The organism is Bacillus sp. 11C (assembly GCF_055486375.1).
In genome coordinates this window covers 157,089-169,155 of record NZ_JBUPVZ010000001.1, presented here as the reverse complement: position 1 = coordinate 169,155, position 12,067 = coordinate 157,089, and the positions used below count along the sequence as shown (strand labels likewise).

The following is a 12,067-nucleotide window of genomic DNA, read 5'->3' as shown; positions in this document are numbered from 1 at the left end:
AGATGAACACCATAGACCGGCAAATCACGTTCTCCGCTCTTTCTTGTCTTCTGTCTTATCCAGACGAAGAGTGGAGAGCCGAGCTTCCCGATTGGAAGGCTCTTACCCATGAAATTGGCAACCGGAAAATCCGGGAGCTGCTGCTGCACTTTTTCGAGGCGTCAGCCAGCTTTTCTCATGAAGCGCTAATTGAACACTATGTCTATACGTTCGACTTCGGGAAAAAAACGAATATGTACGTCACCTACTTTAACTCAGGCGAGCAAAGGGAACGCGGTATTGAATTGCTGCATTTAAAAAACACCTACCAGCAATCCGGTTTCCTGCCGACAGACAAAGAGCTGCCTGATTATCTCCCGCTTATGCTGGAATTTGCCGCGGTTGCGGAGATTGAAGCTGCGAATAGCGTGTTTGAAAAATATTTGTCCAATGTGAGGGAGCTGGCAACCCGCCTCGAAAAAAATGACAGTATCTATGCGGAGCTGTTGCACGTGCTGCTGGCCGCGCTGGAAAACATCGGCGTACGTGAAGGCGTTGAAGGGGCTGTTCAGCCATGAGCGGGCAGATCCTGTGGGGCGTGATGCCATACATTGTCATGACGATCTTCATCGGCGGCCATATTTACCGCTATCAGCATGACCAATTTGGCTGGACGGCGAAATCAAGCGAGCTGTTAGAAAAGAAAAAACTTGCGGCAGGCAGCACCCTTTTTCACTGGGGCATGCTGTGCGTTATCGGCGGGCATGTCATGGGCATTCTGATCCCGGAAGCCGTGTACGCTTCCATTGGCATTTCAGAGCATGTGTATCACAAAATGGCGATTGGCGCGGGCCTGCCTGCCGGAATCGCGGCATGTACCGGACTTTTCATCCTGACGTACAGAAGGCTGTTTGACAAAAGAATCCGCAAAACGAGCTCGCCATCGGATATCCTTACGCTTATTCTGCTGCTGTTTATGATGCTGTCGGGTCTTGCCGCCACATTTCTCAACATTGATTCGAAAGGATTTGACTACCGGACAACAGTCGGACCGTGGTTCAGGGAGATCTTTTTGTTCAGGCCTGACGCCTCTTTGATGGAGAATGTCCCGCTATGGTTTAAGCTTCATATCATCATCGGATACGTCGTTTTTATCCTGTGGCCGTTTACGAGACTGGTTCATGTGTTCAGTCTCCCGCTCAAATATCTGACACGAAGCTTTGTCGTGTATCGGAAACGCTCGTGAAAATCCCCCTTGAAAGAGGGGGATTTTTTGAAAACATAAAAACATAAGATGTTTTCTGCCAAGGTAATGGCTGGGCGGCCGGGTATCCTGTTATGTTTGTAGGTGGAAATGACATCATCTAAAAAGGAGAGTGAAGAATGAAACGAATTTTACTCATTTTAACTGCTTGTCTTATGACAAGCGCCGGAGTCCTGACACTCAGACATTCTCACGTATTAACCGGCGGCACAGCCGGATTGTCACTAAGCCTGTCATACTTGTTTCATTCCTCGTTTGCCATGATCTTCTTTCTGGTCAATATTCCGTTTTATGTATTTTCTCTCATCAGAATGGGCATCAAATTCACCTTATCCACTGTATTTGCAGTCACAGCGCTGACTCTGTTTACAAGCGCGGATCATTGGCTGCCGTCTGTCTCATTTTCACTGCTTGCCGGGGCGATTTGCGGCGGGACGCTGATCGGGTTTGGCTTGTCGCTCATGTTTTATCATCAGGCATCGCTCGGGGGTGCCAATATCCTCGCTTTATTTCTGCAAAAGCGCTACGGATGGAATCCGGGTACAGTTAATTTTCTCTTCGATTTCGGCGTAGTGCTGGCCGGCATTTTCTCCGTTGGATTGCTGGAAGGCCTCTTCTCCATAGTGTCGATTGCGACGACGGGTTTGATCGTCGGCTTCTTCAAAAATAAAATCAAAAGCAGCTATTCACTCAAGCCCGGGTTACTCCGGAACATCACACCCGGCCAATCTCAGGAAGCCTCATCATAAACCTTCCGCTTCTTGCGGAGGGGCTAAAGGTTTACAGACTAGAAAAAAGAGGTAATACGGAGGTAATCGAATCAGATTGGAGAGAGTGAGGATGCTGAAAAGGAGACTGGAATTTTTCTTTTTATATATCATGCTCATCGGGGCATATATCATATGGTTTTTTCCGGTTTCCAGGTTTGAGTTTTACGGAGGATTGCTTTGCTATGTAAGCATTATTTTGTTCAGCATCTATTCGTTAATTCTTGAAAACCGCACCTCGCAGCACACGCTGTTATGGATCCACATTCTCGTCTTTTTTCCAATCATCGGTTACATGTTTTACCTGTTTTCCGGACAGCTTTATGTGAAGGGAAAGCTGTTTAAAACAAAACGAATGTACAACCGGGAAAAGCTCAGGAAGCTGTTTGACAGGGAGGAAACGCCTGAAGTGACAGGTCTTAAAGACAATCAGGAAAGGTTCTTTACGTATTCCATCAGGGCTGCCCATATGAATATCAATACGAAAAGCGATATCAAAGTGCTGAAAAACGGCGAAGAAACCTTTCCCGATATTTTCAAAGCGATGCGGAAAGCGGAATCTTATATACATATTGAATACTACATGTTCAAGTCGGACATGCTCGGCCGCGGCATGATGGACATTATGATGGAAAAAGCGCGTCAGGGTGTCGAGGTGCGGTTTTTATACGACGCCGCAGGAAGCATCAAGCTGGCAAGAAGAGATATCATAAAAATGAAACAAGCGGGAGTGGACATCGTTCCGTTTTCTCCGCTGAAATACGGGTTTTTCAACCAGAAATTGAATTTCAGAAATCACCGGAAAATTGTGGTCATCGACGGAAAAATCGGTTTTGTGGGCGGATTAAATGTCGGAAAGGAATATATCAGCAAAGATCCGTATATCGGGTTTTGGAGAGACACTCACCTCCGGCTGGAAGGAGAAATTGTGCAAACGCTTCACGCCATCTTTATGCTGGATTGGGAATACGTCTCCGATGAAGTGTTAATAGATCAAGAGGAGTACAATACGCCGGTTCCCGTGGAGGGAGGTGGCATATATCAAATTGTCGCGACAGGCCCTGACATGAAGGAAAGCATGAGCGACCTCTATTATGAAATGATTACTTCAGCCCAGAAATCAATCTGGATCGCCACGCCTTATTTTGTCCCGAATGAGTCCATTCGCACGGCGCTGAAAGCAGCGGCGACAAAAGGAGTAGAAGTAAGGGTCATGGTGCCGGAGACGAACGACAGCTTTTTGACGCAATACGCGTCGAGATCCTATTTCCCGGAGCTGCTTCTTGAGGGCATTGAAGTGTACTCCTACCAAAAAGGCTTTATGCATCAAAAGGTGATGATTGTTGATGGCGATCTCGCCTCGGTCGGCACAGCGAATATGGACATGCGCAGCTTCCAGCTCAACTTTGAAGTGAACGTGTTCTTCACGGATGCCGAAGCGATACGCACCCTTGAAGACCATTTTGAAGAGGATATGCTGGACAGTGAAAAACTCACCCCTGTCGCCTTTTACAAAAGAGGGGTGACCGACCGGACAAAAGAATCCTTTGCCCGTCTATTTTCAGGCGTTCTGTAAGAAAAAGAAATCTGATCTTTAAATACAGACAGTGTATAGTATAATTGAGAAAAGTTATCAGTTATTTATGCATTGGAGGAAGATAGGGTGCTGCGGCAATTTTTTTCATACTATAAACCATATAAAACGTTGTTCTTTCTCGACTTTTTTTCGGCGATCGCGGGAGGCTTAATGGAGCTGAGTTTTCCTTTGATCGTCAATTATTTTATTGATACCTTGCTTCCGGGCAGGGACTGGGGCCTGATCATCGCGACTTCAATCGGCTTATTTGCGGTGTACGCGCTCAGCTCGGCTCTCCAGTATATCGTGACATACTGGGGGCATATGCTCGGGATCAATATCGAGACCGATATGAGAAAATCGCTTTTTGACCATTTGCAAAAGCTCTCATTCAAATTTTACGACAACAACAAGACGGGAACGCTCATGTCGAAGCTGACGAACGATTTAATGTACATCGGCGAAGTTGCCCATCACGGCCCGGAAGATTTATTCATTGCCATCATGACCATTCTCGGGGCGTTCGGGGTGATGCTGTTTATTAACTGGCAGCTGGCATTACTAACGTTTATCATCATGCCGATTGTCATATGGCTCGCGCTTTATTTCAACAAAAAAATGACCAAAGCGTTTACCGCGCTGAACAAAGATATCGGAGCCTTCAGCGCGCGTGTGGAAAATAATATCGGCGGCATCCGGCTCGTGCAGGCGTTCGGCAATGAAGCGTTTGAAAAAGAACGCTTCGCCGTCAACAATCAGCGTTTCCGTATCACAAAGCTTTCCTCATACAAAATCATGGCGAAAAACGGTTCAATCAGCTACATGCTGACTCGGTTTGTCACATTGTTTGTCCTTTTGTGCGGAACATGGTTTGTCATTCGCGGCTCCTTATCGTACGGGGAATTCGTGGCGTTTGTGCTCCTGACGAACGTGCTGTTCAGGCCTATTGATAAAATTAACGCCATTATCGAAATGTATCCAAGGGGAATCGCCGGTTTCAAAAGCTATATGGAACTGATGGAGACAGAGCCGGATATTCAGGATTCCCCTGATGCGAGAGACGTTTCCGCTCTGGGGGGCAATATCCGCTATGAACATGTTTCGTTTGGCTATGACGACCATCACAGTGTTTTCGATGACATAAACCTATCCATTCAAGCGGGGGAAACAGTTGCGTTCGTCGGTCCGTCAGGTGCGGGGAAATCAACGCTTTGCAGTCTGCTTCCGCGCTTTTATGAAGCATCGGAGGGCAACATTACGATCGACGGCATCAGTATTAAAGACATGACGCTGTCTTCGCTGCGCGGGCAAATTGGCGTCGTGCAGCAGGACGTTTTTTTGTTCTCTGGCACGCTTAGAGAAAATATCGCCTACGGCCGATTAGACGCATCAGAAGAAGACATTTGGCAGGCTGTGAGGCAGGCGCATCTGGAAGAGCTCGTCCATAGCATGCCGGATGGATTGGATACCCTCATCGGCGAAAGGGGCGTGAAGCTTTCCGGCGGGCAAAAGCAGCGTCTGTCAATTGCGCGGATGTTCTTGAAAAATCCGTCGATCCTGATTCTCGACGAAGCGACCTCGGCCCTTGATACAGAAACAGAAGCGGCGATCCAAAAGGCGCTGGAAGAATTGTCCGAGGGGCGCACCACGCTCGTCATCGCTCACAGGCTGGCGACGATTAAAGACGCGGACAGAATTGTGGTTGTCACAAAGAACGGAATTGAAGAGCAAGGGCGCCATCATGACCTGATTGAAGCCGGCGGTCTTTACAGCAGGCTGCATCAGGCGCAATTCGGGCAAATGGTACAGCAATAGGAGAAGAATATGGATCGAAAAAATGTGCTGTACACATTGCTGTTTCATTGGATGGGATGATCGCAAGAGAAGATGGAAGCATCGATTGGCTGGATGAATTTGAAGGTGAAGGCGATAACGGATACATCGGGGTTTTATCAGACTGTTGATACCGTCATCTTAGGCCGGAGCACATATGAACACGTGACGTTTATCAATGAGGAAGCCAAGGCCTTCACTGACTGTTTGAAACAGGAAAGGCTTAAACATCTGGATAGCCGGCGGGGCAGAGCTGGTGAATGCCTTTATGAAAGAAGCCGCCATCGATGAATTCATCATTACCATGATTCCAGTCGTTTTAGGGAGCGGCATTCCGCTGTTTCACGAGCTGACGAATGAAAAAAAGCTGCGGTTAAAAGGGCTGAAACAATTTGGACAGGCGGTTCAGCGTTTCGACAAACCCTCGCATTCGTTGTCAAGGCTGCGCTTCGGTGCTCACGAATTTCAACATTAGCTGTGCTCCGATGCTCTCCTTTCCTAGACTTCAAGGGTTTTCAATCACGCTGAAAAGATGACAAAATCCTAAAACGAAAACTGTTTTAGGATTTTATCAACAATCTGAAGGATAGACAAAAACATGTCTATCCTTTTTATATGTAAGTCAGAGCGCTTCTTTTTCAGCAGGCTCGATGATATTTTGAAACTTTTCAACCAGCTGGGACGCTTTTGTGCCTTCTACTACAATGAGATATTCTTTCTCATCATGAGCCATGCGGAACGTCTCAAGCTCAATTAAGTTTTTGATTTTGCACATCGTTTTCTTCGAATAAATATAGACCTCGTGGCTGCCGGAATGGCACATTTTATAAAGATGAATCAAATTTCTTAAAGTAAATGCCTGTGCGGCTACTTTTAGAGACTTGATATTTTTCATGTTCTTTCTCCTCCATCATTGTTGTCTTATATAGCGTATGTTCCCAGGGCGGACGAACCTTAAACCTGATAATGCACATTTATGATTTCCATTGCAGTGTGCCGCCTCCGATGCGTTTGACGCCGCGGATGGAGCTTAATTCATCCATCAGGCGGAGAAGCGCTTTGTCTTTCTGTTTTGCTTCAATCATAAAATCAATATTGGTCCCCCATTGCCTGAAGCGTTCCAAGAGCGGCAGCAAAAAGTTGGCGTCAACATAATCGGCATGGCTGCGTATGGCTTTCTCCGATTTTGGAGAGGACAGGTGAACTTTCGGCTGCAGTCCGATCCGTTCCCACGTCTTGATCATCCGTGGCAGTGCTTCATTTAGGTCGGCGTGATCATCTGGATTGGCGTAAAAATGATGAAAGTCAAAGACGAACGGAACATCTTCTTGTTCGCAAACCTGAAGCGTTTCTTCCGTCGTATATGTTTTATCATCATTCTCAAGCGTCATCCGCTGTTTGATCTCCTTTGGCAGATGCTTTATATTTTGATGAAATTGTGCAGTGGCGGTGTCTTTATTTCCGTAAGCGCCGCCGATATGAATGTTGATAACAGAGCGATCAGCAATGCCCATGGCATCAAGCATGCGGTAGTGATAGGCCATATCGGTTACCGCATTTTTTGTGACGTTTTCCTTCGGGCTCGTGAACAGAGTGAATTGGTTTGGATGGAAGCTTGTTCGCAGATGATGTCTTTTGACAAGCTCTCCGATCTCCCGAAACTCTTTTTGAAACGGTGTTACAAAATCCCACATGACATCGGGATGCGTGGCCAGCGGCACAATCGAACTGGAAAAACGGTACAAAGGAATGCTGTGGCCGATGATATAGTGAAGGGTTCTCAGTGTATTTTGTAAATTGGCTTTTGTCACGGACAGCAGGGCTTCTTTTCTTTCATCTTTTGCAAGCTTGGAATAACGCGCGAATGTCAGTGTTTTAGCGGGAGACGCATCCCAAAGGCTCATCGCGTTTGAAACGAACCCGAATCTAAAAATCATAGGAACTCTCCTTTATAAAAAATAAGATAATGCTCTGCCAAGCCATTCCGCCGGACGCTGCCTGAACGTGCGCTTTTTGAAATTGTCCTTTGTCAGCAGCTCCGACCTTTTCATATCCTCTTCAATCGTGGCATAGACTTCTTTTGTAAATGCCTCATTATCGATTTCAACATTCACTTCTTCATTTAAAAAAAAGCTTCGCTGATCAAAATTGGCGGTTCCGATGATACTGAAATGATCGTCAATGATCAGGGCTTTCACATGATAAAACCCCTGATAAAAACGGTAGATCAGACAGCCGGCATCCAAGAGCTCCGAATAATAGGTATAAGCTGCTTCTCGGACCAGCGGATGATCTGATTTCATCGGCACGATGATCGTAACGGCTGCACCGTTTTTTCTGGCTTTGACCAAGGCCTGCTGAAGCGGTTTTGTCGGAATGTAATAAGGTGTGCAAATGGTAATGCGCTCTTTTGCCTGCGCGATATTTGCCAAATACGTTTTTTCAAGAGAATAACCGTCAGTCGCATAAATCTTATGAGAGATATTCCCTTGCGGAAGATCCGGGCAAACATCCGTGCAAAGTTCGATTCCGGTATTTCGTTTCAGATCGGAAGCAAAAAGCGTTTGAAGATCATGCACCCCTTCTCCTTTCATACGCAGATGATAATCCTCCCAATTGCCGAACTTCGCCTTCTTTCCAAGGTATTCCTCAGCGATGTTAAACCCGCCGATATAACCGATTTTTCCGTCTATCACAGCGATTTTCCGGTGATTCCGTTTCTGCATATGAAAAAAGAAAAAAGGGAAACGAGGTTTGTTCAGAAAATGCACATGAACCCCGGCATTTTTCATCGTCTCCAGCGCCGGTTTTTTGATTTTTTGGCAGCCGGACCAGTCCAGCAGCAAATAAACTGAAACACCGGCTTGGGCTTTTGTTTTCAGCAGCGTAAACATATTGTGGCTGACCTCATCGTTTTTCATAATAAAAAACATCACGTGAACAGAGGAAGCGGCCTGGCTGATATCTTTCATCATCCGTTCCACAAGATCAGCACCGCAGTGGATCAATTCGATATCACTCTTCTTTTTTGAAAAAACAGGCTCGTACGCGTTTTTTTTGTAAACGGCACGCCCCATGAAGATATCAAGCAGTATGAAAGCCAATAGTATAATGCCAATGATAAGAATCACGAAAAATATCTTCATCCCGGCACTCCTTTCTGTAGTAAGGGTAGTGTGCCCTAACAGCGGGAATTTAATTATTGACTGAACACTCATTCATTATTTATCATAAAGATAATCTTATACAGATTCGGAGGTAGGGGATCGCGGTCTTTATCAGTAAAAAGGGGGAATTGGAATGAGCGGCTTTCTCATCGCAAATGCATTGTTATTTCTGGTTGTAACCGCTTACGCTGTTTATTTGTTTGTCTACTTGGTTAAAACGAGACTGGCCTACATCAGACTCGGGCAGAAAGAACATTTTGATAAACGGATTAGGGAACGGCTTCACGCCATATGGGTGAATGTATTCGGACAGAAAAAACTGCTGAAGGACAAGAAAAGCGGAATCATTCATGTCATGTTTTTCTACGGGTTTATATTGGTTCAGTTCGGAGCAATTGACTTTATTATTAAAGGACTGGCTCCCGATCGGAATCTGCCGCTTGGCCCTGTCTATCCCGCCTTCACCTTTTTTCAGGAAATCGTTACGTTTCTCATTTTAATCGCTGTGGTCTGGGCATTCTACAGACGTTATATTGAAAAACTCGTCAGGCTGAAACGCGGCTTCAAAGCAGGACTTGTTCTCATTTTTATCGGAGGATTAATGCTGACGGTTCTGCTTGGAAACGGGATGAATCTGATCTGGCATGGGCATGGGCTTTCATCGAGCGAGCCGATTGCATCAGGTATTGCGTTTTTGCTTGGCGGAGTCGGAGAAACAGGGGCGGCGGTGATTTTCTATATCGCATGGTGGATGCATCTTCTATTTTTGCTGAGCTTTTTGGTATACGTGCCGCAGTCAAAGCATGCCCATTTAATCGCCGGCCCTGCCAATGTCTTTTTCAATAGGATGGAATCTGCCGGAAAGCTTGAAAAAATCGATTTTACCGATGAAACGAAAGAAAGCTACGGCGCGGGAAAAATTGAAGATTTCAGGCAGTCCCAGCTGCTTGATCTGTACGCGTGTGTTGAGTGCGGCCGCTGTACCAATATGTGTCCGGCAACAGGCACCGGAAAAATGCTGTCGCCGATGGACTTGATTTTGCGTCTCAGGGATCATCTCACAGAAAAAGGCGCCGCCGTCACCTCACGCTCGCCATGGGTGCCCGCGGCAGCATTCCGGCACACGAAAGGCAATCAGCTGGCGGCGGCCTCATCAGGAAGCGGATCGCAGGAAGCCGCCGCCGCGCTTGAATACCATCCGAGCTTGATCGGCGACGTCATCACAGAGGAAGAAATTTGGGCGTGCACGACTTGCAGAAACTGTGAGGATCAATGCCCGGTCATGAACGAACATGTGGATAAAATCATCGACCTCCGCCGCTACCTTGTGCTGACAGAAGGGAAAATGGACAGTGACGCACAGCGCGCTATGACCAGTATCGAGCGGCAGGGAAATCCGTGGGGACTCAACCGCAAGGAACGTGAAAATTGGCGTGACGCGGCGCCGGATACCGAGATTCCGACTGTAAAAGAAATGAAAAAAGAGGGAAAGGAATTTGAGTACCTTTTCTGGGTCGGTTCCATGGGGTCTTACGACAACAGAAGCCAGAAAATCGCGGTCTCCTTTGCCAAGCTGCTCAATCACGCGGGTGTGTCCTTCGCGATCCTCGGCAATAAAGAAAAAAATTCAGGGGATACGCCGCGCCGCCTCGGAAATGAATTTTTGTTCCAAGAGCTGGCTGAAAAGAATATCTCTGAATTTGAAAAAAATCATGTTAAAAAAATCGTTACGATTGACCCGCACGCATACAATTTATTTAAAAATGAATATCCGGATTTCGGCTTTGAAGGCGAGGCTTTTCATCATACAGAAGTATTGGCTGATCTGGTGAAGAACGGGAAATTAAAACCGCAGCATCCTCTTCAAGAGGCGATTACCTTCCATGATTCGTGCTACTTGGGACGGTACAACGAAGTCTATGATCCGCCGAGGGAGATTTTGAAAGCCATTCCGGGCGTGCAGCTGATTGAAATGGAGAGAAACCGGGAAACCGGCATGTGCTGCGGCGCCGGCGGAGGATTAATGTGGATGGAGGAAGAAACGGGCAACAGGATTAACGTCGCCAGGACAGAGCAAGCGCTCGCGGTCACCCCATCGGTGATCAGCTCCGGCTGTCCGTACTGTCTCACGATGCTTGGGGACGGCACAAAGGCAAAAGAAGCCGAAGACCGGGTCAAAACGTATGATGTCGCAGAGCTTCTGGCCCAATCTGTCTTAGGCGCTGATATGAAAATGGGGGAGAAGCAATGAATTTTTCATTGTCAGAAGAACACGAGATGATAAGGAAATTGGTGCGCGATTTTGCGAAGCATGAGGTGGCCCCGTCAGCCGCAGAACGCGACGAACAAGAACGCTTCGATCGCGAGCTGTTTCGGGAGATGGCGCATTTAGGGCTGACGGGAATTCCATGGCCTGAAGAATACGGAGGAATCGGAAGTGACTATCTGGCCTACATCATCGCGGTGGAGGAGCTGTCAAAAGTGTGCGCCTCCACTGGTGTGACGCTTTCCGCCCATATCTCTCTTTGCAGCTGGCCGATCTTTGCCTTTGGGACGGAAGAACAGAAGGCAGAGCACTTAACACAGCTGGCCCTCGGAGAGAAGATCGGCGCTTTCGCTTTGACTGAAGCGGGGTCCGGTTCTGACGCCGGCGGCATGAAAACAACTGCTGAACGAATCGGTGATGACTATGTGTTAAATGGCTCCAAAGTGTTTATTACAAACGGCGGTATCGCGGATATTTACATTGTTTTTGCAGTCACGGATTCCGTGAAAAAGAAAAAAGGCATCTCCGCTTTTATTGTAGAAAAGGATTTCGAAGGATTTTCTGCAGGCAAGAAAGAAAAGAAAATGGGCATCCGTTCGTCTACGACAACGGAAATCACATTCGAAGATTGTGTTGTGCCCGCAGCAAACCGTCTTGGAGAAGAAGGGGAAGGCTTCAAAATCGCCATGAAGACGCTTGACGGAGGCAGAAACGGCATTGCCGCTCAAGCCGTAGGCATCGCTCAGGGGGCGCTTGATGCCTCGGTTCAATATGCAAAAGAGAGAAAGCAATTCGGCAAATCGATCGCCGAGCATCAGGGCATCGCTTTTAAACTCGCGGATATGGCTACAATGACAGAAGCTTCAAGGCTATTGACCTATCAGGCGGCGTGGCTTGAATCGTCAGGCCTTCCATATGGAAAAGCTTCCGCCATGTCCAAACTGCTGGCGGGGGATACGGCGATGAAGGTGACGACCGAAGCCGTGCAGATCTTCGGCGGCTACGGCTATACAAAGGATTATCCGGTTGAACGTTATATGCGTGATGCGAAAATCACGCAAATCTATGAAGGCACTCAAGAAATTCAAAGACTGGTCATCTCCAGAATGCTCGCGGATTGACGCAAAACATCTGTCAGGCGGATCACTCTTGTAAAATTATTTAAATTAACGCTGTTAAGGGTAGCATATTCTGTTTTATTTTGTTTATAATGAG

Annotated in this window: 10 protein-coding genes and 1 pseudogene; 8 read left to right on the top strand and 3 right to left on the bottom strand. The window is 47.0% G+C overall.

The window, feature by feature from the left end; translation table 11 throughout:
* The first annotated feature begins 2 nt into the window (after positions 1-2).
* The 6 genes and pseudogenes from narJ to ACY3LV_RS00850 all read left to right on the top strand — a co-directional run bounded on the left by narJ (position 3) and on the right by ACY3LV_RS00850 (position 5,894).
* The gene (gene narJ, locus ACY3LV_RS00875) at positions 3-557 is read left to right on the top strand and encodes a nitrate reductase molybdenum cofactor assembly chaperone (protein ID WP_333561087.1); all 555 of its coding nucleotides are present in this window, start codon (positions 3-5) and stop codon (positions 555-557) included.
* A complete protein-coding gene (gene narI / locus ACY3LV_RS00870) occupies positions 554-1,225 on the top strand; it encodes a respiratory nitrate reductase subunit gamma (RefSeq protein ID WP_333561086.1) in 672 nt (223 codons plus the stop codon). Before narJ ends, narI begins: the two co-directional genes overlap by 4 nt.
* Positions 1,226-1,362: 137 nt before the next feature.
* Positions 1,363-1,992, top strand: a complete 630-nt coding sequence (locus ACY3LV_RS00865) for a YitT family protein (protein WP_464863201.1) — start codon at positions 1,363-1,365, stop codon at positions 1,990-1,992.
* Between the two features lie 91 nt (positions 1,993-2,083).
* Entirely contained in the window at positions 2,084-3,586 is a 1,503-nt protein-coding gene (gene cls, locus ACY3LV_RS00860) for a cardiolipin synthase (protein WP_464863200.1), read from the top strand.
* Positions 3,587-3,673: 87 nt separating this feature from the next.
* Positions 3,674-5,401: an ABC transporter ATP-binding protein gene (locus ACY3LV_RS00855; RefSeq protein WP_464863199.1), complete on the top strand. Its 1,728-nt coding sequence runs from the start codon at positions 3,674-3,676 to the stop codon at positions 5,399-5,401.
* A 9-nt stretch (positions 5,402-5,410) separates the two neighbouring features.
* Positions 5,411-5,894 (top strand): annotated as a pseudogene (locus tag ACY3LV_RS00850) (dihydrofolate reductase family protein).
* A 147-nt stretch (positions 5,895-6,041) separates the two neighbouring features.
* Here ACY3LV_RS00850 and ACY3LV_RS00845 read toward each other — a convergent pair.
* The 3 genes from ACY3LV_RS00845 to cls (ACY3LV_RS00835) all read right to left on the bottom strand — a co-directional run bounded on the left by ACY3LV_RS00845 (position 6,042) and on the right by cls (ACY3LV_RS00835) (position 8,565).
* On the bottom strand, positions 6,042-6,314 hold the full coding sequence (locus ACY3LV_RS00845) for a hypothetical protein (RefSeq protein WP_010328953.1): 273 nt from the start codon (positions 6,312-6,314) through the stop codon (positions 6,042-6,044).
* A gap of 79 nt (positions 6,315-6,393) precedes the next feature.
* Positions 6,394-7,356 carry a UV DNA damage repair endonuclease UvsE gene (gene uvsE, locus ACY3LV_RS00840; protein WP_464863198.1) on the bottom strand — a complete coding sequence of 321 codons (963 nt, stop codon included), beginning with the start codon at positions 7,354-7,356 and terminating at the stop codon, positions 6,394-6,396.
* A gap of 12 nt (positions 7,357-7,368) precedes the next feature.
* A complete protein-coding gene (cls, locus tag ACY3LV_RS00835) occupies positions 7,369-8,565 on the bottom strand; it encodes a cardiolipin synthase (protein WP_464863197.1) in 1,197 nt (398 codons plus the stop codon).
* Positions 8,566-8,719: 154 nt separating this feature from the next.
* Here cls (ACY3LV_RS00835) and ACY3LV_RS00830 point away from each other — a divergent pair, with 154 nt between their 5' ends.
* Both ACY3LV_RS00830 and ACY3LV_RS00825 read left to right on the top strand, forming a co-directional pair.
* Complete coding sequence (locus ACY3LV_RS00830) at positions 8,720-10,837, top strand: heterodisulfide reductase-related iron-sulfur binding cluster (protein WP_464863196.1); 2,118 nt, start codon at positions 8,720-8,722, stop codon at positions 10,835-10,837.
* Positions 10,834-11,973 (top strand): acyl-CoA dehydrogenase, encoded by a 1,140-nt coding sequence (locus tag ACY3LV_RS00825; RefSeq protein ID WP_464863195.1) that lies wholly within the window; start codon positions 10,834-10,836, stop codon positions 11,971-11,973. Before ACY3LV_RS00830 ends, ACY3LV_RS00825 begins: the two co-directional genes overlap by 4 nt.
* The last annotated feature ends 94 nt before the right edge of the window (positions 11,974-12,067 follow it).